Origin of the sequence: Halopiger xanaduensis SH-6 (assembly GCF_000217715.1) — an archaeon.
In the GTDB taxonomy this organism is placed as follows: Archaea; Halobacteriota; Halobacteria; order Halobacteriales; family Natrialbaceae; genus Halopiger; species Halopiger xanaduensis.
The window spans coordinates 3,355,232-3,375,644 of sequence record NC_015666.1 but is presented as its reverse complement, the minus strand read 5'-3'; the positions used below and the strand labels follow the sequence as shown (position 1 = coordinate 3,375,644).

At 67.4% G+C, this 20,413-nt stretch carries 20 protein-coding genes; 13 read left to right on the top strand and 7 right to left on the bottom strand.

What is annotated here, in order from left to right; all coding sequences use genetic code 11:
* Window positions 1-175 precede the first annotated feature (175 nt).
* Window positions 176-1,015 (top strand): amidohydrolase family protein, encoded by an 840-nt coding sequence (locus HALXA_RS16385; RefSeq protein WP_013881511.1) that lies wholly within the window; start codon window positions 176-178, stop codon window positions 1,013-1,015.
* A gap of 65 nt (window positions 1,016-1,080) precedes the next feature.
* Here HALXA_RS16385 and HALXA_RS16380 read toward each other — a convergent pair whose 3' ends face one another.
* From HALXA_RS16380 to HALXA_RS16370, 3 genes are all read right to left on the bottom strand, one after another.
* Complete coding sequence (locus HALXA_RS16380; RefSeq protein WP_013881510.1) at window positions 1,081-1,734, bottom strand: hypothetical protein; 654 nt, start codon at window positions 1,732-1,734, stop codon at window positions 1,081-1,083.
* 104 nt (window positions 1,735-1,838) lie between these two features.
* The gene (locus HALXA_RS16375) at window positions 1,839-5,183 is read right to left on the bottom strand and encodes a cbb3-type cytochrome c oxidase subunit I (RefSeq protein ID WP_013881509.1); all 3,345 of its coding nucleotides are present in this window, start codon (window positions 5,181-5,183) and stop codon (window positions 1,839-1,841) included.
* A 168-nt stretch (window positions 5,184-5,351) separates the two neighbouring features.
* The gene (locus tag HALXA_RS16370) at window positions 5,352-5,822 is read right to left on the bottom strand and encodes an MGMT family protein (protein ID WP_013881508.1); all 471 of its coding nucleotides are present in this window, start codon (window positions 5,820-5,822) and stop codon (window positions 5,352-5,354) included.
* A gap of 126 nt (window positions 5,823-5,948) precedes the next feature.
* On the opposite strand from HALXA_RS16370, the gene trpC reads away from it, so the two are divergent.
* The 8 genes from trpC to HALXA_RS16330 all read left to right on the top strand — a co-directional run bounded on the left by trpC (window position 5,949) and on the right by HALXA_RS16330 (window position 13,611).
* On the top strand, window positions 5,949-6,752 hold the full coding sequence (trpC, locus tag HALXA_RS16365; RefSeq protein WP_013881507.1) for an indole-3-glycerol phosphate synthase: 804 nt from the start codon (window positions 5,949-5,951) through the stop codon (window positions 6,750-6,752).
* A 6-nt stretch (window positions 6,753-6,758) separates the two neighbouring features.
* The gene (gene trpB, locus HALXA_RS16360; protein WP_013881506.1) at window positions 6,759-8,027 is read left to right on the top strand and encodes a tryptophan synthase subunit beta; all 1,269 of its coding nucleotides are present in this window, start codon (window positions 6,759-6,761) and stop codon (window positions 8,025-8,027) included.
* Window positions 8,024-8,905 (top strand): tryptophan synthase subunit alpha, encoded by an 882-nt coding sequence (gene trpA, locus HALXA_RS16355; RefSeq protein WP_013881505.1) that lies wholly within the window; start codon window positions 8,024-8,026, stop codon window positions 8,903-8,905. Before trpB ends, trpA begins: the two co-directional genes overlap by 4 nt.
* Before the next feature lie 25 nt (window positions 8,906-8,930).
* Entirely contained in the window at window positions 8,931-9,731 is an 801-nt protein-coding gene (locus HALXA_RS16350) for a 2-amino-3,7-dideoxy-D-threo-hept-6-ulosonate synthase (RefSeq protein WP_013881504.1), read from the top strand.
* Between the two features lie 146 nt (window positions 9,732-9,877).
* Window positions 9,878-10,474 (top strand): poly-gamma-glutamate hydrolase family protein, encoded by a 597-nt coding sequence (locus tag HALXA_RS16345; RefSeq protein WP_013881503.1) that lies wholly within the window; start codon window positions 9,878-9,880, stop codon window positions 10,472-10,474.
* Between the two features lie 108 nt (window positions 10,475-10,582).
* On the top strand, window positions 10,583-11,212 hold the full coding sequence (locus tag HALXA_RS16340; protein WP_013881502.1) for a hypothetical protein: 630 nt from the start codon (window positions 10,583-10,585) through the stop codon (window positions 11,210-11,212).
* 318 nt (window positions 11,213-11,530) lie between these two features.
* On the top strand, window positions 11,531-12,748 hold the full coding sequence (locus HALXA_RS16335; protein ID WP_013881501.1) for an SPFH domain-containing protein: 1,218 nt from the start codon (window positions 11,531-11,533) through the stop codon (window positions 12,746-12,748).
* 239 nt (window positions 12,749-12,987) lie between these two features.
* Window positions 12,988-13,611 (top strand): winged helix-turn-helix transcriptional regulator, encoded by a 624-nt coding sequence (locus tag HALXA_RS16330; protein ID WP_013881500.1) that lies wholly within the window; start codon window positions 12,988-12,990, stop codon window positions 13,609-13,611.
* 81 nt (window positions 13,612-13,692) lie between these two features.
* On the opposite strand, the gene HALXA_RS16325 is transcribed toward HALXA_RS16330, so the two are convergent.
* From HALXA_RS16325 to HALXA_RS16315, 3 genes are all read right to left on the bottom strand, one after another.
* The gene (locus HALXA_RS16325; RefSeq protein ID WP_013881499.1) at window positions 13,693-14,433 is read right to left on the bottom strand and encodes an HAD family hydrolase; all 741 of its coding nucleotides are present in this window, start codon (window positions 14,431-14,433) and stop codon (window positions 13,693-13,695) included.
* A gap of 185 nt (window positions 14,434-14,618) precedes the next feature.
* Complete coding sequence (locus HALXA_RS16320) at window positions 14,619-14,852, bottom strand: DUF7123 family protein (RefSeq protein WP_013881498.1); 234 nt, start codon at window positions 14,850-14,852, stop codon at window positions 14,619-14,621.
* Window positions 14,853-15,054: 202 nt separating this feature from the next.
* On the bottom strand, window positions 15,055-15,576 hold the full coding sequence (locus HALXA_RS16315) for a DUF84 family protein (protein ID WP_013881497.1): 522 nt from the start codon (window positions 15,574-15,576) through the stop codon (window positions 15,055-15,057).
* A 219-nt stretch (window positions 15,577-15,795) separates the two neighbouring features.
* On the opposite strand from HALXA_RS16315, the gene HALXA_RS16310 reads away from it, so the two are divergent.
* From HALXA_RS16310 to HALXA_RS16295, 4 genes are all read left to right on the top strand, one after another.
* A complete protein-coding gene (locus HALXA_RS16310; protein WP_013881496.1) occupies window positions 15,796-16,785 on the top strand; it encodes a transcription initiation factor IIB in 990 nt (329 codons plus the stop codon).
* A 98-nt stretch (window positions 16,786-16,883) separates the two neighbouring features.
* Window positions 16,884-17,570 (top strand): type I 3-dehydroquinate dehydratase, encoded by a 687-nt coding sequence (locus tag HALXA_RS16305; RefSeq protein WP_013881495.1) that lies wholly within the window; start codon window positions 16,884-16,886, stop codon window positions 17,568-17,570.
* A gap of 164 nt (window positions 17,571-17,734) precedes the next feature.
* The gene (locus HALXA_RS16300; RefSeq protein ID WP_013881494.1) at window positions 17,735-18,433 is read left to right on the top strand and encodes a hypothetical protein; all 699 of its coding nucleotides are present in this window, start codon (window positions 17,735-17,737) and stop codon (window positions 18,431-18,433) included.
* 104 nt (window positions 18,434-18,537) lie between these two features.
* On the top strand, window positions 18,538-18,972 hold the full coding sequence (locus HALXA_RS16295; RefSeq protein ID WP_013881493.1) for a zinc ribbon domain-containing protein: 435 nt from the start codon (window positions 18,538-18,540) through the stop codon (window positions 18,970-18,972).
* An 88-nt stretch (window positions 18,973-19,060) separates the two neighbouring features.
* On the opposite strand, the gene HALXA_RS16290 is transcribed toward HALXA_RS16295, so the two are convergent.
* Window positions 19,061-20,302, bottom strand: coding sequence for a 3-dehydroquinate synthase II (locus tag HALXA_RS16290; protein ID WP_013881492.1), 1,242 nt, complete (start codon window positions 20,300-20,302; stop codon window positions 19,061-19,063).
* Window positions 20,303-20,413 lie beyond the last annotated feature (111 nt).

Here is a 20,413-nt window from a genome sequence, read left to right as displayed (position 1 = left end):
GTCGCTGTTGTGCCATAGTTGAATCCTCACTACCTATGTCACCAGCACTTCTATATAAAAGTTTCCCTACCGTCACCGCTCCGTCTGGCGATTGCGGTGGGAACCGTCGCCACACCACTGCACGGCGGCGAAGCCGGTAGCAAAATATGGGTCGCTTCCGAAGAGCCCGGTGGGAATGCTGGAGTTGGAACACGGGTTTCGGGTCGTCGACGTCTACGCCCGGCTCGAGCCGGACGACGGGGATAGGGATGGGACCCCGCGCGGCTACGCGATCACGCCCGATCGACTCGAACGGGAGATGCACCAGGCGGGAATCACCAGATCGATCGTCTTTCCACCCGCGGCGGCGGAGACGAGCTATCTGGCGCCGAACAACGGCGTCGCGCGCCGCAGCGTCGACCGGCCGTTCGTCGCGTTCGCCCGAATCAACGGGACGCGACGACCGGAGGGGAGTCCGACCGGTCGGCTTCGGAACGCGGTCAGCCGGCGCAAGGAGTACCACACGACGCCCGGCGACGTCGAGAAGTACGCCTACGACGACCGGTTCCACGGCTTCGTCTTCGATCCGACGGTCGACGACTACCCCGACGAGGACGTGCTCGACGTTCTCGAGGACGTCGGCCTCCCCCTGCTGGTCCGGGCCGGCGTCGACGCCCCGCCCGCGGAACTCGCCGAGATGCTGCTCGGGCGGTCGTTCCCGGTCGTCGTCGCCCACTTCGGCGGCCACCCGCTCGACCGGTCGCTGATGCACGAGATGATCGACCTGCTGGACGAGTACGACGACTGCTACCTCGAGACGAGCTTCGTCCGCTACCGCGATTTGCTCGAGCGGGCCGTCCTCGAACACCCGGACCGCGTGTTCTTCGGCAGCGGTGCGCCGGCCTGCCACCCGAACGTGGCAGTCATGGAGATCCTGACGCTGGACGTCTCCGAGGACATGCTGCGGCGCGTGTTCTCGAAGAACGCCTGCCGCGTGATCGACGCGCTCGAGCCCGACGCAGCGCTGCGGATGTGAGCCGGCTCGAGTGATTGCGTGGACACGTTATTGCTCGGACTCGGTTTGGGTCCGCTGTCCAATCGCTACGAGAAGGGCCCGATCGAGCGGTCGTATTCGACGACGACGTACCCCTGCGCTTCGTACGCCATCTGCTGGTAGCGAGCGGTAGCGATCGTCTGTGGCAGCCGGTTGAGCGGGAACCGACGATCCGACTCGACTTCGACCGTCGCGTGCGTCGCGTCGTCCCGTTCCTCGAGCGCGACCGAATACGTTCCCCACGGACGGTCGGCTTCCCTGACCTCGATCTCGAGGTCGGCGTCCGGATCGTCCGAGACGGTCCGGGTTTCGACCGTTATCGTAACGGACCGGAGACCGAACAGATACGGGATTTCGTAGTCGGTGCCGCCATCGGTCGAGCGAACGGCATCGGCGAGTCCCCAGTGGAAGGGAAGAATCGGCGGCCGCTCGCCCGCGAAGTCGCGCCGGACCGTCTCGAGGTCGGCCTCCGTCCGCAGGCGGATCGTCCCAGCCGTGGTGAAAAGCGGCACGCTGAGGAGGACGAGCGCGCCGAGCGACAGGCACAGGGCGACGAGGTACGGGAGCGCGGCGAACGCGGCCAGGACGGCGACGACCGAGACGGCCGCGACGCTCACCTTCAGTACTCCTTGCATCCGTCCGTACCGCCGGACGACGGCATCGACGGCTGCCGGACCGTTCGCACTTGCAGCGGAGGGCATACGATCGACGTGATAGGACAAAAACATAATCTTTCCGAAGCATCACCGACCCGCGATCGCAGAATCACTGCCGATCGGGGATCTAGGAACCCAACTCGCGGCCGTCACGCGGTCGCCCCGGCCGCACTCGAGTCGACCTCTCGACGCGCGGCCAGGAGGTGCCGAACCGCCCCAGCGGTGAACGCCAACGCACCCAGGATCATCGGCGTATCGCCCAGCGTTCGGGCCCACAGCAGCGTCTGGACGCGGTCGTCCTCGTAGAACTCGAGGCTCCGCGCGGCGGCGTACCCGTCCTGGAAGGCCGTCTGTAGTTGGAGGAAGCCGATCGGCAGCAGGGAGGCGATCGACATGACGGCGAGGCCGATATTGGTCAGCCAGAACGCGGCGCGGAACCACGTCGGTTGCCACGCGGCCTCGGGCGTGACCACCCGCAGGATGTACGTGCCGAGGCCGAGCGCCAGCAGGCCGAACGCGCCGAACGTCGCCGTGTGGCCGTGCGCGACCGTCAGGTAGGTGCCGTGCTCGTAGTAGTTGATCACCGGCAGGTTAATGAAGAAGCCGAGCACCCCGCCGCCGACGAAGTTCCAGACGCTCGAGCCGACGATGAACAGCAGCGGCAGCGTGTAGGGAAACGCCTCGCCCTGCGCCTTCAGCGTCCGGTACTCGCCGAAACTGCGGTAGAGGACGAAGACTAGGGGGACGAACTCGAGCGTCGAGAACGTCGTCCCGATCGGCACCCAGACGTCGGGGAGCCCGACCCACCAGTAGTGGTGGGAGACGCCGACGATGCCGGCGGCCATGATCGCGAACACCTCGAAGAGGATCGCCCGCTCGGCGTCGGCCTGCTCCAGGAGGTCCATCGAGACCAAGGCGACGGCGACGATCGCGGTGACGAAGAACTCGAAGACGCCCTCGACCCACATGTGGACGACCCACCAGCGCCAGAATTCCGTCACGGCGATGTTCGTCTCGGGCGTGTAGAGCATGCTCGCGCCGAACAGCAGGGCGATCGAGCCGCCCGCGTAGGTCATGAAGTGGCCCAGTCCTGTCGGCGGTTCGTCGAGTCGGCGGACGCTCCGAAGGACGAGGCCGGTCCAGCCGCCGAGCGCGGCGAGCAGGGAAACCTTCCAGATGCGGCCAGTTTCGAGGTACTCGAGGCCTTCGGAGCCGAGCAGCCACCACAGGTGACCGTCTTCGGGGGTTCCGAACTTCCCCTGCATGCCGAGCCAGACGCACGCGAAGGCGCCGACCGTGACGGCGACGAGCGCGCCCAGCAGGACGGTCGCGCCTTCGGCCTGCCGGGGCGGATCCTCGTCGGCGAACAGCCCCGGCAGGAAGAGACCGCCGGCGAGCCACAGCGTCGTGATCCAGAGGATGCCGAGGTTGATGTGCCAGGTTCGACCCACGGAGAACGGCAGCAGGGAGACGAGGTCGATCCCGAGCGCCTCGCCGATGCCGTAGAAGCCGGTCCGCTCGACGTAGTAGTGCGCGAGGTAGGCCCCGACGAGCACCTGCGCGAGAAACAGCGCGCCGGCGACGGGGACGTACCGCGCCGCGGCGTACTGGGCGGGCGTGACCGACACCGCGTCGGGCGAGGGCACGTCGACGAGTTCGGTCGTCGGCTCGGCGAAGTCGAAGCTATGGTAGGCCCAGACGCCAGCACCGCCGCCGGCGACGAGCAGGACGACGCTGATCGTGCTCCAGACCAGCACCTGCCCGGTCGGCCGGTTGCCGCTGCCCGGGACGGGCGGCCAGTCGTTCGTGTAGGAGTGGTCCGAGCCGGGCCGATCGGTGTGGGCCATCCACGCAGTCCAGCAGGCGAAGTCGGTGATCCGCGCGGCCTGCGAGGCCGATTCGACGAACCCCGCCGGCACGCCGCGCTCGGGCGACCCGGCGTGATAGCGGTCGACGTACTCGTTTCGAATCCGCCGGTGCGCGTACGCTTCGGCGGCCGAGTACCGCGCGATCGATCCCTCCGGCGCGTCGTTGTCGAGTTCGCGTTCGACCCGATCCGCGACGGCGGCCCGATCGTCGGCCGACAGCTCGTCGAAGGCGTCGGCCCCGCGCTGGCGCGCGTAGTACTCGCGCATGAACTCGGTCTTCAACTCGAGCGCGTCGGCGGTCAGATCGACTCCGAAGTACGAGCCGTTGCCGAGGATCGAACCGTGGTTCATGAGCCCGTTCGCCTGAAACACCTTCTTGCCCTGCTTGACCTGCTCGGCGGTTACGACGGGTTCGCCGTCCGGGCCGCGGATCTCGTCGGGGATCGGCGGCGCCCGCTCGCGCGAGACCCACGCGCCGATCGACATCGCGACGAGGTTGGCGACGAACAGTGCGACGAGCGCCAGCGATCCCTTCGAGCGCGAGCGCAGGCCGGGGACCTCCGTGAGATCGAGGCCGCCGTCCTCGAGCAGGAGGCTCGAGACCAGTTCGATGAGAACGCGCTCGAGTGGGGCGTCCGCACCGTCACCAGCACCGGTACCCGAACCCGCGGCCATCGGCCCCAACAGGGAGAGCAATTGACCGGCGGACGGACCGCCCCCGCCGTCGTCCGCGAGCAGCGCGAGCATCGTGGCCGCCGCGGTCGCAACGGACCGTACGGGGGGTCCGGATCCAGCACCAGCTCGAGCGGTGGGATCGGTCCTCTCCCCCTCGAGCACGGCGGGCTCAGTCTCCATCGGTGCAGCAGCGGAGGGGACGCTTCCGTCGCTCTCGCGCTTCGAATCGTCAGGCGTCCGCTCGTCGACGAGTCGCGGAATCTCCTCGGTGAGCAGGCGCTCGAGAGCGTGGCCGACGACCACGGCGTCGCGCTGTCCGATCTCCGAAAGGGCCTCCGAGGGCGACTGGTTCGGCTCGAGGTCGAGTTCTGTCCGGACCGTTTCGCGCAGATCCGCAAGAGCGTCCTCGATCTCGAGCGGGTCCGCGGCCGTGCCGTCGTCGGCCGTCGCCGCGTCCGCGGCGTCCACGTCGGCGAGGCGCTCGAGCAACTCGTCTACGTCCATCTCGCCGTCCGGTCCGACGTCCGCCGCCAGCCGCTCGCGGATCACCGCCAGCGTCCGCTCGTCCAACCGGGCCTCGTCGAGATCGTAGCGGCGGACGAACCGCTCGAGGGCGCGATCCAACGGATCGGTCCCGTCGGGGCCGCGGGCCGCCTCCTCGCGGAGTTCGTCGGGCGTTCGGCCGACCGCTCGCTCGCAGAGTTCGGTCACGGCGCGGTCGACGAGTCTGTCGCGCGCGCTCTCGAGTCGCTTGCGAGAGCGATCGCGGAGGTCGTCCACGCCGCGCTCGAGCGCCTCCGCTGGTCCCTCGTTCGCAACGGTTCGAGCGCGCCTCGAGAGATCGCCGACGGTTTCCGCCCCGGCCTCGAGGCGGTCGGTTACGAAGTCGGTTCGCCGGCGCCGCGTCTCACCGGTATCGTCCCGTATAGACAGTCGGTCCCTGATGCGCATGCTTTGCGGCCTCGTTCGGCGTAGCTACTAGGGCCCGAGATCGCACCGTAAACGTGGACGTGTCAGTCGCCGGCAGTTTATGGAAGGGGAGCGTAGCAGTCGTTACCCGAACCCAAACCCGAACGTCACGAAAACGAACGCGGTAGAAGACAAGGAAAACGCAGTCCGTTACAGGCCCTCGAGCGACCGGAGCTTTTGCTCGACCGCCGGCGGCGCGGCGCTGGGGCCGTCGCGGACGCGGTGGTCCGGAATCAAAAGCGGCGCCGGGTTGGCGTCCAGCGCCGTCCGGACGAGCGTCAGATCGTCCTCGTCGTCCGGGTCGAGTTCCGGCGTCATCCGCGCGAGCGCCTTCACGTCGACCTGCTCGCCGTAGGGAATCTCCCGGACCTGCTCGAGGACGGCCCGCTGGTCCGTCGGCACCGTCAGCGCGACCTGCACGTCGTCGAAGTCGACCTCCTCGAGGCCCTCGAGGTACTCGAAGATGCGGTCGAGGACGGGGTGCTCGTCCTCGGCGTCGGCCTCGGGCGTGCCGGGGAAGTCGACGCTCAGGACGCGTCCGCTGGCGGCGCCGAGTTGCACGTACCGGTCGAGATACGACGATTCCCGCGCGTAGATTCCGGCCTCCGTGACGTCCTCCATACGCGGACGTAGGATCTACCGGCTTGAATAAGCGCCGGTCGCGCCCGGTTCCGGCCCCGGCGGACCGCACCGCGCCGGGATGATGGCGCAAGCCTTTTGTACATATGAGTACGTCGATGTACAACAATGAACTCTGAAACGGAGCTCGCGCCCGCGGTAGCGTCGATCCTCGAGGCCGCCCGGGAGCGCCCCGGCGGCGAGAGCGCCGTCGACGTGGACGCGCGGTCGCTGCCCGACGCGATCGCGAGCGCGGAGGCGGACGGCCGCGTGCCGGTGATCGCGGAGGTCAAACCGACGAGTCCGACGGCCGACGGGACGCGCGACGACGATCCCGTAGAACTGGCTGAAGCGATGGTCGAGGGTGGCGCGTCGGCGATCTCCGTGCTGACCGAACCCTCCCACTTCGGCGGCTCGCCCGAGGCGCTGACCCGCGTCCGCGAGGCCGTCGACGTCCCCGTCCTCCGGAAGGACTTCGTCCTCGAGGAGGCCCAGCTGGACGTCGTCGAAGCAGACCTCCTGCTGCTGATCGCCCGCTTCGTGGACGACCTCGAGGGGCTCGTCGCGGCCGCTCGCGAGCGGGGGTTCCAGCCACTCGTGGAGGTCCACGACCGCGAAGAACTCGAGGCCGCGCTCGAGGCGGGCGCGGAGATCATCGGGGTCAACAACCGGGATCTGGCGCAACTCGAAGTCGACCTCGAAACCTTCGAGTCCGTGAGTCCCCACGCTCCGGACGACGTGACTCTCATTGCGGAAAGCGGCGTCTCGAGTCCGGCGGACGTGCGCCGGATGCGCGAGACGGGCGCGGACGCCCTCCTGGTCGGCAGCGCCATCATGGACCACGGCGCGGGCGACAGCGACGTCGCCGCGAACACGCGGCGGCTGACGGAGGCGGAAGCGACAGCGGAGACGAGCGACGACAACGGAGACTGATACGACATGAGCACACACGAGCACGCGAGCGAGACGGACGACGAACGGCGGGACGGCACCTTCGGCGACTACGGCGGCCAGTACGTCCCCGAGGCGCTGATGCCGGCCCTGCAGGAACTCGAGGACGCCTACGAGCGGTACGTCCTCGAGAACGAGGACGGCTTCATGGACGAGTTCCGCGAGCGGATGCGCGACTTCGGCGGCCGGCCGACGCCGCTCCAGCGCGCGGATCGACTGAGCGAGCGCTACGGCCGCGAGATCTACCTCAAGCGCGAGGACCTAGTCCACGGCGGCGCGCACAAGCTGAACAACGCGCTCGGGCAGGTCCTGCTGGCGAAGTACATGGGCAAGGAGCGTGTCATCGCCGAGACCGGCGCCGGCCAGCACGGCACGGCGACCGCGATGGCCGCGGCTCACCTCGACATGCCCTGCGAGATCTACATGGGGCGGACGGATATCAACCGCCAGCGGCCGAACGTCTACCGGATGCGGATGAACGGCGCCGAGGTGAACCCCGTTACCGCTGGCTCCGGCACCCTGAAGGAGGCCATCAACGAGACGATGCGCGACTGGGCGACGACCGTCGAGCGGACCCACTACGTCATCGGCTCGGTCGTCGGCCCGCACCCGTTCCCCAAACTCGTCCGTGACTTCCAGTCGGTCATCGGGAAGGAAGCACGCAAGCAGGTGCAGGAAAAAGCGGGTCGGCTCCCCGACACCGTCGTCGCCTGCGCCGGCGGCGGCTCGAACACGATGGGCGCGTTCCACGAGTTCGTCCCGGACGAGGACGTCGACCTCGTCGCCGTCGAGGCCGGCGGCTCGAGTCTCGAGATCGACGAAGAGGAGGGGCTCGCACCGAACTCGGCGACGCTCTCGACGGGCACCGACGGCGTGCTCCACGGCGCGATGACGAAGCTGCTCCAGCAGTCCGACGGGCAGATCGTCGAGTCCCACAGCGTCAGCGCGGGACTGGACTACGCCGGCGTCGGGCCGGAGCTCTCGCACCTCGTCGAAAGCGGCCGCGTGACGCCGACCAGCGTGGACGACGAGGCCGCGCTCAACGGCTTCCACCGGCTCTCGAACCTCGAGGGGATCATTCCGGCGCTGGAATCGAGCCACGCCCTTGGCTATCTCGAGGAGCACACCGACGAACTCGGCGATCTCGTCGTCGTCAACGTCTCCGGCCGCGGCGACAAAGATCTGGAAACGGTGCTCGAGGAAACCGGGAAACGCGATCTCGAGGCGGCCCCCGATGTGGAGGTGTTCGATGCATGAGTGACGCAGCAACCGAGAGCGAGACCGAGTACGACAGCGACGTCGAGGCCGCCATCCGCGAGAACCACCCCGCGCTGATCACCTACATCACCGCGGGCGACCCGTCCCTCGAGGACACCAAGGAGTACGTCGAGGCCCTCGATCGGGGCGGCTCCGACCTGATCGAACTTGGCCTCCCGTTCTCGGAGCCGATCGCGGAGGGTCAGACGATCCAGGCCGCGATCAACCGCGCGCTCGAGGCCGGCACCACGCCGGAGGGCTTCTTCGAACTCGTGGACGATCTCGAGACGGAGGCGCCGCTGCTGGTGATGACGTACTACAACATGATCCTCCAGTATGGCGACGAGCCTGATGTCCGGCCGTTCGTCGAGCGCGCGGCCGATGCGGGGCTCTCGGGAATCATCGTTCCCGACCTCCCCGCCGAGGAGGCCGACCCGCTGCGGGAGGCCTGCGACGACCACGGGCTCGATCTGGTCTTCATCATCGCGCCGACCACCGAGGGCCAGCGCCTCGACGACATCATGTCGCAGGTCTCGGGCTTCGCCTACGTGCAGGCCCGCCTCGGCACGACCGGGGCGCGCGCAAACGTCTCGACGGCGACTCACGACAGCCTCGCGCGCCTCTCCGAGTACGACGTTCCCAAGGCCGTCGGCTTCGGCGTCAGCGAGGGCGACCACGCCGCGGAGATCGTCGAGGCCGGCGCCGACGGCGTTATCGTCGGCAGCACCCTAGTCGATATCATCGCAAGCAGCGACGACACCGCCGAGGCCGTCGAGCGCCTCGAGGCCAAGGCAGCCGAACTCAAGCGGGGCGCGCGCCGCGGCGCCGACTCTATCACGGTCGATGCGGAAGATGCACCGGAACCGGAACAGCAATAACTGCAAGCTTGCTACACACTCGCAAATGACCACCGCCACCGGAATCGACGCACGACTCGAGCGAATCGGTACAGACGGGAACTACGTCATCGTCCCGATGGACCACGGCATCACGATGGGGGCCGTCCAGGGGCTGAAGGACATCGAATCGACGATCGACGGCGTGACCAGCGGCGGCGCGGACGCCGTCCTCACGCAGAAGGGGATCGCCCCGCGCGTCCACGAGAACAAGAACGGCAAGGGCTACATCGTCCACCTCAACGGGTCGACGACGATCGGCCCCGACGAGAACGATAAACGGATGACCGGCACCGTCGAGGAAGCGGTTCGCGCCGGCGCCGACGCCGTCTCCTTCCATATCAACGTCGGCTCCGACCACGAACCGGACCAGATCACGCAGCTGTCGGAGGTCACCGCGGAGGCCGAGCGACTCGGCATGCCGGTCCTCGCGATGGCCTACGCGCGCGGTCCCGGCGTCGATCCGGAGGACCCCGAGGCGTTGGGTCACGCCGTCCGCCTCGCCGAGGAACTCGGCGCCGACGTCGTCAAGACGGGCTACAGCGGCGACGCCGAGAGCTTCCAGCACGTCGTCGAGTCGACCCGACTGCCGGTCATCATCGCCGGCGGCTCGAAGGGAAGCGACCGCGAGACGATCGAAATGGTCCGCGGCACGATGGACGCCGGCGGCGCCGGCATCTCGATGGGCCGCTCGATCTTCCAGCACGAGGACCCCGAAGCCATCGCGACGGCCGTTTCGGGCGTCGTCCACGACGATCTCTCGACCGACGAGGCGCTGCGCCGAGCCGGCCTCGCGCTCGAGGCCTGAGACGGTCGCTGCTGCTCACGTTCCTGTTCACGTCGCCGCTCGCCGTTTCGATCTCACCTTCCTCTCGCCGTTCTCGACCCCGCACCAGCGACGGCGGTGACGAGCGTGTCCAACAGTTATCCGCACCACGGTCGTAGTCGGTCGCCGTGACGCGACGGACGCTTACGACCCAGCCGCTCGAGCGAACCGACACGGGACACTACTCCGAACTGTTGTACGACGACGGGGGGAACGACGACGTACTGATCTGTGCCGCCCACGGCGGGGAAGTCGAACCCGGCACCGCCGAAGCGGCCGTGGAACTCGCCGGCCGACTCGAGGACGCCACCTGCTGGGCGTGTCTCGGGTACGACGACGAACGGCGGGCGTTCGACCTGTATCACCCGCCCTCGAGTTCCTTCGCCCCCGACGACTACCCGCTGCTCGGACGGATCGCCGATCGAGGATTCGAGACGGTGGTCAGTCTCCACGGACTGGGCGACGACCGGGTGATCGTCGGCGGTGGAATCGACGGCGACGTCAAGCGCCGCGTGCAGTCCCGACTCGACGACGCCATCACGCATCCCGTCGAGACGGCGTCCGACGGGCCGTACGGCGGCGTGAGCCCGGACAACTTCGTCAACTGGCTCGCGCGGGACGGTCGCGGCGGCCTCCAGCTCGAGCAGAGCCACGCGATTCGGACGGACGAGCGCGACGCCGTCGTCGGCGAATTGGCGTCGCTGCTCGAGGACGGCCTCCGCTGATCCTGGCAGTATCAGCCGACAGATCACGTCGTTCCGTCCGCTCGCTCGGAGCTGCTGAAAACGGTATCGCGGTAAACATTTAATCGGGGTGAGCCCTAACGTCCGAACATGCTCGACGCCCTTCTGGGGAACGTGCCGCTCTTGCTCCTTTCGGTGGGTCTCGTGTTGATGCTGCTCGAGGCCCTCTCGCCGGGCGCGCACCTCATCGTCATCGGAGTCGCGCTGGTCGGTGCGGGACTGATCGGCGCGGTCGTGCCGGTCGCGCTGAGTCCGATCATCTTGGCCGCGCTGACGCTCGTGATCGGCCTGGCCGCGACGTACGTCTACCACGAGTTCGACTTCTACGGCGGGAAGGGGACCGCCCAGACGACGGACTCGGACTCGCTGGCCGGCGCGACCGGTTACGCCACCGAGCGGATTACGACCCGCGATGGCGAAGTGAAACTCGACCAGGGCGGCTTCGCGCCCTACTACAGCGCCCGGACCTCGAGCGGCACGATCGAGGAGGGCGAGGAAATCATCGTCCTCGATCCGGGCGGGGGCAACGTGCTCACGGTCGAATCCCTGGGTGCGATCGGCGAGGACGAGATCGACCGCGCCCTCCGCGAGGACGCGGCGAACGACGGCGGAACCGCAGATTCGACCGCCGGCGCCGCCGGCGACTCGCTCGAAGAATCGTCGAACGCAGAGACTGACGCGGAACCGGAGCGGGAGACGGAAACCGAAAAATCGAGTTAGCCCCGGACTTGTCGCAAGGACAGGACGGGGTCCCCGGTATTTGCTACGTTTTCGGCTCCGTTCGTATTTCTCGAGCGAAATCCAGCCGTCACAGCAGGACCAAAAACCACGGACACAACGGTCTCGTCTTGAGAGTACGTGGAGAACCGCCTCCCCACTGCCGTCCTCGAGTGCGACTAACGGCTGAATCGCCTTGAATCCGGCTCATGACCGCCTAAACGCTAGCAGTACGGTGTTCTTCTAATAAGTCACCGGCCGGCGTACACATGTCGGTAACTCAAGGGAACGTTTTTCACGGCACCGACACAAGACCGAACCATGGTAGTAGACCTAATACCACTCCAGGCCGCCGCCGGAGGCGCCATCCTGTTCGTCGGCGCCCTCCTGCTCGTCGTCGTCATCGCCGCCCTCCTCAGTGCAGTCGAGATCGTCGACGCGTACGAGAAGCGCGCGCTGACCGTCTTCGGCGAGTACCGCAAACTCCTCGATCCGGGGATCAACTTCGTCCCGCCGTTCGTGTCGAACACGTACGCGTTCGACATGCGAACGCAGACCCTGGACGTCCCCCGTCAGGAAGCGATCACCCGAGACAACTCCCCCGTGACTGCCGACGCGGTCGTCTACATCAAGGTGATGGACGCCAAGAAGGCGTTCCTGCAGGTCGACGACTACAAGCGGGCCGTCTCCAACCTCGCCCAGACCACCCTCCGTGCCGTGCTGGGCGACATGGAACTCGACGACACGCTCAACAAGCGCCAGGAGATCAACGCGCGCATCCGCCAGGAACTCGACGAACCCACCGACGAGTGGGGGATCCGCGTCGAGTCCGTCGAGGTCCGCGAGGTCAACCCCTCGAAGGACGTCCAGCGCGCGATGGAGCAACAGACGTCCGCGGAACGGAAGCGCCGCGCCATGATTCTCGAGGCGCAGGGTGAACGGCGCAGCGCCGTCGAGAAGGCGGAAGGTGAGAAGCAGTCCGAGATCATCCGCGCCCAGGGTGAGAAGCAGAGCCAGATCCTCGAGGCGCAGGGTGACGCCATCTCGACCGTGCTGCGCGCCCGCTCCGCCGAATCGATGGGCGAACGCGCCATCATCGACAAGGGGATGGAGACGCTCGAGGGAATCGGCCAGAGCGAGTCGACGACGTTCGTCATGCCCCAGGAACTCACCTCGCTGGTCGGCCGCTACGGCAAGCACCTCTCGGGCAGCGACGTGAAGGAAGACGGCACCGAGCTCGAGGCCCTCGACTTCGACGAGGAGACGCGCGAACTGATCGGGCTGGACGACATCTCGGAGATCATCGGCGAGATCGATCAGGAAGCCTCGATGGACGTCGAAGCGATGGAACAGGAAGCGCAGGCGATCAAGGAAGGCGAAGATCCGTCGAACATCACGGATCCCGACGAGGTCATCGAGGAGATGGATCAGAACTTCCAGGGACAGACCGACGGCGGCACCGACATCGACGTCGATGCGCCGAGTGACGGAGACGACGCCGGCACTGACACCGACGCAGCGACGGACGCGGACAACTGACGATCGCTGCCGACTCCGCCGATCGCTGCGCCGCCCGCCCCCGACCGACGCGGCAACGCTGAACGCGAGTTTCGCCCCGTAATCCGATTTTACCGACGGCTCCGAACCGCTCGAGTCGCCCCTCTCGAGCGAGTCGCTCGAGGCGAATTCACTCACGAATTCGGGACGCTCACGGTTCAGTGAACGAAGCGGAGCGAAACCTGTTTTACGTGTCGGACCCTTTCGGACGGTAGAGAGACATGACATCGTCCGATGGGGTCGACGACAACAAACGAGCGACCCTCCGCCGGTTTGCCGCCCTCGGTGCCGCGACGCCGATCGCCGGAACCGGCTTCTCCGAATCCGCGGCCGCCGACGCGGGAGAGAGCGACGCCCGCGACGCGATCGCCGGCTACCTCTCCACGACACCCGGGGCTCACTTCTCGAAGATCCGGGACGACCTCCAACTCGGCACCGGCGAGACCCAGCACCACCTGCGCCGCCTCGAGGAGATCGACGCGATCGAACGGTACCGCGACGGCGACTACAAGCGGTTCGTCCCCGCCGGTCGATTCGACGAGTTCGAAAAGCGGACGCTGGGCTACCTGCGGCGGGACACTCCGCGGGGCATGCTGATCGAACTCCTGTTGAACGCGGACGCGACCGCGGGCGATCTGGCCGACGCGCTCGAGGTCTCCGCGCCGACGGTCAGCAAGTACGCCGGCAAACTCGAGGAGGCAGGATTACTGTCGCGAGACGACGGCTACGCGGTCGAACGGCCCGAAACCGTCATGATGCTCGTCGTGCGCCACGCCGACTCCTTCGGCGACCGGGCGCGGCGACTTGCGCGGAACGCGGATCAGTTGCTCGAGTACGAGGGCTGAATCGGACGGGTCGATCCCGTCGACCTGCAGTGACCCTCTTCTCGCTCGGTTTTCAGCGGTCGTCGCCGAGCCGCAGGGCCATCACACCCGTTCCTCGACGATTTCGAGGTCGAGCAGTTCGGTTAGCGACTCGAGATCGTACGTCGCGTCCGCCGGACACTCGAGGTCGCGGTTGTGCGGTCGGCGGATGAAGGCCGTCTCGAACCCGATCTTCGTCCCGGCGACGACGTCCTTCGGCGAATCGCCGACGTAGAGTCCTCGCGGTTCTCCCCTTCCGTCGCCAGTACCGGTGCCGGTCCCACCTGCGCGAACGCGATCGATAGTCGTCGTCCCGTCGAGTTGTACGAGCGCGTCCTCGAGGTAGTACGGGTCGGGCTTGCGCCGCCGAAATCCGTCGATGGTAGGATCGCGACCGCGGACGACGTCGAACGGGACGTCGACGAAGTCGGCGACGAACGCGGCGGTTTCGTGGCGATTGTTGGTGACGAGTCCGACCGGCGTCTCCGCTCGGTCGGCGAGCGTCCGCACGGCGTCGATGTCGTCGTACAGCCCGCGCGCACCCGACCGGAGCCGCTCGTGGGTGCCTGCGGAAGCGTACCGCTCCTTCAGCGTCCAGAACCGATCCGGGTCGAGACCGAGTTCGACACAGTGCCCGCGGATCGCTTCGGTGTCCTGACTCCTGAGTGCGCGTCGCTGGGCCGGCGTCGGCTCGGCGCCCAGTTCCTCGAGTGCGGCGTCGGCTGCATCGTCGTACACCTGCGGAGCGGTGCGAGGGCCCTCGAGAATGACCCCGTCCATGTCGAAGCAAATCGGCACCGTCATTCGTGGTGGCTCGTGAATCGCCGGCGCGGCTGAAATAGACGGTGGTCGCGGCCGGGTGACTCGCGATGAAAGAAACAGAGAAAATCGATCGCCGGACGGCGAGTGCCGGCGACGCGGGGAGGATCGATTCGGGAGCGGATCGCAGCGAGCCTGCGGTTCGGGAGCGGATCGCAGCGAGCCTGCGGTTAGACGCTAACCTTCCAGGTCGTACTCGAGGAGTAGCCCCACTTCTCGATCTCGACGTCGTAGTCGCCGTCCTGAATGGCGGTGATGTTCGACCCCACCTCCTTCGCGGTCATCCCGAGCTCCTTCCCGATGATTCGGGATTTGAAGTAGGTCTTGGTAGCCGCGTTCTCCCGGAGGTACTGGAGAATCCGCTCTTGTTTGCTCGTGAGGTCGGAGGCCATTGCGCTGCTCATACCGATTTCGATGCGAGGAATGCCCTTAGGGGGTTTGGTACGCGCGGTTAACCCGCCGCCGTCGTGCGATTTCTTCCTGAAGTAATAGCCCGATACTCGACCGGAAAGGGTAGCTTGGTACGAGCGGTTAATTCATTCGATTTGACGACTATCCGGGCCTGTGATCGTTTCTGGCGGGAAAGAGCGTATTACCGGCGGCCGGCTACTCGTACTGGGAGGTCAGGAAGGGACCGAACGCGCAGGCGATAGCCTGACCGAGCGCCGTCGTCCGATCGGTTAACCCCTCCGTACAGACGCCGATCGCGCCCTCCGACTCGGCGATGCCCGTCGTATCGAGTTCGTCGTCCATTACCGGGCCGAGTTCCTCCCCCGCCTCGAGTCGATCCGCGACGCGGTCGGGGAGCCGAAGCGCGGGGCCGCCGCCGCGTTCGATTCGTTCGCCGTCGGTCACCGCCGCCCACATGATCAGCGTCACTCCCGGCGCGCCGTCGAACCGCGCGACGCCGCCCTCGAGGCCGACGCCGAACTCGTAGTTGCCGTCCGCTCGGGCCAACGCGCGCCGGGCGCGGTTCTCGGCGCCCGTGACGGTTTCCTCGACGGACCACGGCTGCTCGGGAATCCCCGACTCGACGTCGAAAGCGGTGACCCTCGGGTCGAATCGCTCGAGCGTTCGTTCGACCGCGTCGATCTTGACCGGGTTGGTGCTGCCGACTGCAACGTCCATACGCGGGGTTCGAACGACGACCAATTGGACCCTCCGCTTTGGGACGCATTCACTACTTCAATGTTATGATTCCTCATACCGGTTCCGGCGAATTACCGGGTTTCGTGGCGTATCGGATCTCGATTTCGAAACCATTATACCTCGAGTCTCAGAACGGAGTAGGTAACGACTCCGTCCGGACTTTTGCGATTCGTTCGTCCGGGCAGCACTCGCCATCGCATGACCGACGCACAATCGAACACGAGAGTACGGCGTACCGAACGAGAAACCGACGCGACGACCGAAACCGAGACCGAAACCGAATCGAACGACCTCGTCTGTCCGGAGTGTGCGGGCAACCTGGTCGTCGACGACGAACACGGCGAGACCGTCTGTGAGGACTGCGGCCTCGTCGTCGAGGAGGACTCCGTCGACCGCGGCCCCGAGTGGCGCGCGTTCGACGCGGCCGAGAAGAACGAAAAGTCCCGCGTGGGCGCCCCCACGACGAACACGATGCACGACAAGGGGCTCTCGACGAACATCGACTGGCGCAACAAGGACGCCTACGGCAACTCCCTTGGCTCGCGCCAGCGCGAGAAGATGCAGCGCCTGCGCAAGTGGAACGAGCGCTTCCGCACCCGCGACTCCAAGGAGCGCAACTTAAAGCAGGCCCTCGGTGAAATCGACCGGATGGCCTCCGCGCTCGGTCTGCCGAACAACGTCCGCGAGACCGCCTCCGTCATCTACCGCCGCGCCCTCGAGGAGGACCTCCTGCCCGGTCGATCGATCGAAGGCGTCTCGACGGCCTGCGTCTACGCCGCCGCGCGCCAGGCCGGCGTCCCGCGCTCGCTCGACGAGATCGCGGACGTCTCCCGCGTCGAGAAAAACGAGATCGCCCGCACGTACCGCTACGTCGTCCGCGAACTCGGGCTCGAGGTCCAGCCGGCCGACCCCGAGAGCTACGTGCCTCGCTTCGCCTCCGGTCTCGAACTCTCCGACGAAGCCGAACACCGCGCCCGCTCGCTGCTCCAGAACGCCAAGGAGAAGGGCGTCCACTCCGGCAAGTCGCCGGTCGGCCTCGCGGCCGCCGCGGTCTACGCCGCCGCCTTGCTGACCAACGAGAAGACCACCCAGGCCGCCGTGAGCGACGTCGCCGACATCTCCGAAGTCACCATCCGCAACCGCTACCACGAGCTCCTCGAGGCCGAGGAGACGATCGGCCTGGCCTGATCGGCGCCGCGTCGAGCCTTCGAACTGACGACGGACGACCCCGCACGAATCGCGCGGACCCGTACCGTTTTTCTACCGCCCGTTCTCACCGGAGTACAATGGCTATCGCATTCGATTCGTTCGTTCTCACCGCCGCAACCGCCGACCTGACGGACGAAGCTCGAGCCCGCAATCACGCGGACGCCGTCGAGTTTCGGATGGGCCTGTCGAACGCGGACGACGCGCTGGCCGCCCTCGAGGCCTACGACGGCCAACTCCCGGTCCTGGCGACCAACCGGGCCGCGTGGGAGGGCGGCGAGTGGGCCGGCGACGACGCGGAACGGCTCGAGGTGCTGGCCGAAGCCGCCCGTATCGACGGCGTCGAGGCGATCGACGTCGAACTCGAGTCGCTTCGATCGGGCGCGGCCGACGACGTGCTCGAGACCGCGCGCGAGCAGGACGTTTCGGTGGTCGCGTCGACCCACGACTTCGAGGGGACGCCGAGCGAGGACGCGATGATCGAGCGACTCGCCGAGGCCTGCGAGTACGCCGACGTCGGCAAGCTCGCGGTGACGGCCCACGATCGGTCGGACTCGCTCGCGGTGCTGTCGGCAACCCACCGACTCACGCAGGACGGCGAGACGGTCGCGACGATGGCGATGGGCGAGGCCGGCAGCCACACTCGGGCCGTCGCGCCGCTGTACGGCTCGCGGATCGGCTACGCGCCCGTCGACCCCGCCGAGGCCACGGCGCCGGGCCAGTACGATCTCGCGACCCTCTCGCGGTTGGTGTCGGACCTCGAGTAAGCGTTTGAATCACGCTCCGGGCCGCGGCCGCGATACCGCTCCGGGATGCGATACCGCTCCGGGCCGCAATACGATCGACTGACTGCGGTCAACCGGTAGTTAGCTGCCAGCGTTCGTGACGGTAACAGCCGCATACCAATAGGCCGCTACGACCCAGGGGGCGTATGAACTCGACGGGAACGAGTCGCCTCGAGTTGCTCCATCGAGGGTCGTCCGCGGCCGGAGACGGCGATGCGGCGTTCGCGTTCGTCGGCGGCGGGCGAAAGGGGGACGGTGGTAGCGTCACCGACGGCGCGTTCGATTCCGAAGCGTCGTCGCGTGCCGAAACGCTGCTTCGCTCGATTGATCTCGTCGCGACGCCGCCGGGATCGACGCCGCTCCGCCTCGAGTCGGCGTTCGAATCGGCCCGGCGGGAGCGACTGCACGAGATCCGAACGCAGGACGCACAGCGGGAGGTGCTCGCGGCGCGGCTCGGGACCGCTCCCGGACGGGTGACGCTCGCGGTCACCGGCGACGGGTTCGTCGCGACCCGCGACGACGAGCGGATCGGCTGCTGGCCGTCGAACGCGGCCTTTCTCGCGGACCTTGCAGCCGCGGAGACGCTGGACGAGCGCCGACCCGACTGGCGGGGCCTCGAGCCGGACGAGCAGGGAATCGTGCTGACCGCGCTCCGGCTGTTTCTCGATCGCTGTCCGAACTGTGACGGGGCGCTCGTCGGGACCGACGCGGGAACGGGGACGGCAACGACGGACGAACTCGAGCGACCGTCTGCGACGGGGACCGCTCGAACGGGCGCGGATCGGGGCGTTTCTCTCGAGTGTGCGTACTGCGGCGTGATGGTGATCCGGGCGCCGTACGAGTGACGGCCGTAGCTACCTTGGCCCGGATTGCGGCCGAGCGGCGAGCGGACGGGGTCGGACGTCTCGGAATCGGAATGTTAACCAGTCGGCTCGCCTAGTGTCCGACCATGACATGGTTTCGTGCGCTCCTCGCCGGGGCCCTCTCGATCCTCTTTCCCGGCGCGGGACACGCGCTCCTGCGGGACTGGCTCCGCGCGGTCGTCTTCGCGGGGCTGTATCTCTCCGCGATCGCGATCTTCCTCCCGATGGACCAGCTCGCCGCGGCCGAAACGATGGCCGATGCCGTGACGATCGTCAGCGAAGATATGGACTCGATGGGACAGTTCGCCCTCTCGTTTATCGGCCTGTTCGCGGCGATCGACGCGACGTTCCGTTCGCTCGGCTTCCCGCCGACCGCGTCGGGATCGGGGTCGGGCTCGAGCGACGGGCCGACCTGTCCCGAGTGCGGCAAGGAACTCGACGAAGACCTCGAGTTCTGTCACTGGTGTACGACGCGCCTCGAGCCGGCCGAACCCGAAGACGCAGACCCGAGCGAAGTCTGAGCGAGCCGCGAGAAACAGCGTTGCGTTGGACGAGGAGGTTCGACCGACGGTGAGCCGTCTGCAATCGCGATTACTGCGACGCTCCTCGCTACTTCTCGATGATGCTCTCCTCGACGGCCTCGCCGAAGTGTCGCGCCGTGTCCTCGTAGTACAGCAGGAGTTCGTCGCCGGCCTCGAGGTCGGTTACCGCCTTGCGGCCCTCGCCGGTGGCGACCTTGATCGTCTCGGCGTTCTGCAGCAGCGTCTCGACCCGGTCGCCGGCCTGCGTCTCGAGGGCGACGCGGAACATCGGGCGCTGTTCGATCTTGACGCGGCCGACGATGGCCTCGCGGGTGTTGCCGTTCGTGTCGACGACCTGGACCTCGTCGCCGCTCTGGAGTTCCGAGAGGTACTTCGTGCCGCCGTCGGGCGTCCGGACGTAGGCGTGGACGGCGCCCGCGTTGACTCTAAACGGCCGCGAGGCGACGTAGGGCGATTCGGCCGTCTCGGCGTGGACGAAGACCAGCCCGCGGGCCATCGAGCCGACGAGCATCCCCTCGTCGTGCTCGAGCAGGCTGCCCGTGTCGATGCAGACGCGGTCGGCGCTGCCGACGCGCTCGACGTCGAGCACCTCGGCGTACTCCAGATCGAGGGTCTCGCGCTCGGCGTCGTCGCGGACCTCGACGGTCTTGCGGATCTCGTCGGGATCGCTCGAGTCCAGCAGGACGGAGTCGGCGCCGATCTCCAGCGTCTCGAACGCGGTCCGCGCCTCCTCGGCGGTGGTGACGCCGGCGACCAGATCGGTCTCGTCGCCGATCCGGGCGATCAGGTTCTCGAGCGGGATGATCGTCCAGTCCTCGCCGATGATGATCGTGTGGTCGGCCTCCTGAGCCGCGGTCTCGGCGAAGCGCTCGTATTCAGTGTCGAGGATACGGACGTACGCGCCCCGCTCGAGGTCGGCGTCCTCGTCGCGGCGCAGCGTCGAGAGGTCGGCCGAGCCGGAGAGGTCCTCGGGCATGTCGATCGTCGCGTCGCCCTCGCCGTCCTTGCCGACGATGACGGCGTCGGGTTTCGCGCTCGACGCGCCCCCGGCGTCACCGGTGTCGCCGACGTCCTCGATGACGTCCTCGGCGTCGTCGCTTTCCGCGTCGTCGACGAGGGTCACGTCGCCGTTCGTTCGGAACGCCGCGACGTTGATGTCGCCGAGTTCGCGCACGCGCTCGACGTCGGCTTCGTCGACCAGTACCCAGTCGGCGCCCGCCTCGAGCGCGGCGGTGATCCGCTCGCGGCGCTCGTCCCAGTCGCCGACGGTGTCGTCGGCTTTGATCCAGACGGATCGTGTCCGTGTCATGCATCGACGGTCGAAGGGAACCGGCTTGAACGTGGCGAATCGCGCAGGCCGGTCCCGGGGACCGACCGCTGACCGTGTCGGGTCCGGAATTGCGGCCGTCGAAACGTTAAG

Bases quoted from the DNA above. Each gene is read 5' to 3' on its own strand.
- HALXA_RS16335 (WP_013881501.1), top strand. From the start codon at position 11,531: ATGGTAGTAGACCTAATACCACTCCAGGCCGCCGCCGGAGGCGCCATC.
- HALXA_RS16320 (WP_013881498.1), bottom strand. From the start codon at position 14,852: ATGAGCAGCGCAATGGCCTCCGACCTCACGAGCAAACAAGAGCGGATT.
- HALXA_RS16315 (WP_013881497.1), bottom strand. From the start codon at position 15,576: ATGGACGTTGCAGTCGGCAGCACCAACCCGGTCAAGATCGACGCGGTC.
- HALXA_RS16385 (WP_013881511.1), top strand. From the start codon at position 176: ATGCTGGAGTTGGAACACGGGTTTCGGGTCGTCGACGTCTACGCCCGG.
- HALXA_RS16310 (WP_013881496.1), top strand. From the start codon at position 15,796: ATGACCGACGCACAATCGAACACGAGAGTACGGCGTACCGAACGAGAA.
- trpC (WP_013881507.1), top strand. From the start codon at position 5,949: ATGAACTCTGAAACGGAGCTCGCGCCCGCGGTAGCGTCGATCCTCGAG.
- HALXA_RS16305 (WP_013881495.1), top strand. From the start codon at position 16,884: ATGGCTATCGCATTCGATTCGTTCGTTCTCACCGCCGCAACCGCCGAC.
- HALXA_RS16295 (WP_013881493.1), top strand. From the start codon at position 18,538: ATGACATGGTTTCGTGCGCTCCTCGCCGGGGCCCTCTCGATCCTCTTT.
- HALXA_RS16370 (WP_013881508.1), bottom strand. From the start codon at position 5,822: ATGGAGGACGTCACGGAGGCCGGAATCTACGCGCGGGAATCGTCGTAT.
- HALXA_RS16290 (WP_013881492.1), bottom strand. From the start codon at position 20,302: ATGACACGGACACGATCCGTCTGGATCAAAGCCGACGACACCGTCGGC.
- trpB (WP_013881506.1), top strand. From the start codon at position 6,759: ATGAGCACACACGAGCACGCGAGCGAGACGGACGACGAACGGCGGGAC.
- HALXA_RS16340 (WP_013881502.1), top strand. From the start codon at position 10,583: ATGCTCGACGCCCTTCTGGGGAACGTGCCGCTCTTGCTCCTTTCGGTG.
- HALXA_RS16375 (WP_013881509.1), bottom strand. From the start codon at position 5,183: ATGCGCATCAGGGACCGACTGTCTATACGGGACGATACCGGTGAGACG.
- HALXA_RS16380 (WP_013881510.1), bottom strand. From the start codon at position 1,734: ATGCCCTCCGCTGCAAGTGCGAACGGTCCGGCAGCCGTCGATGCCGTC.
- HALXA_RS16300 (WP_013881494.1), top strand. From the start codon at position 17,735: ATGAACTCGACGGGAACGAGTCGCCTCGAGTTGCTCCATCGAGGGTCG.
- HALXA_RS16350 (WP_013881504.1), top strand. From the start codon at position 8,931: ATGACCACCGCCACCGGAATCGACGCACGACTCGAGCGAATCGGTACA.
- trpA (WP_013881505.1), top strand. From the start codon at position 8,024: ATGAGTGACGCAGCAACCGAGAGCGAGACCGAGTACGACAGCGACGTC.
- HALXA_RS16330 (WP_013881500.1), top strand. From the start codon at position 12,988: ATGACATCGTCCGATGGGGTCGACGACAACAAACGAGCGACCCTCCGC.
- HALXA_RS16325 (WP_013881499.1), bottom strand. From the start codon at position 14,433: ATGACGGTGCCGATTTGCTTCGACATGGACGGGGTCATTCTCGAGGGC.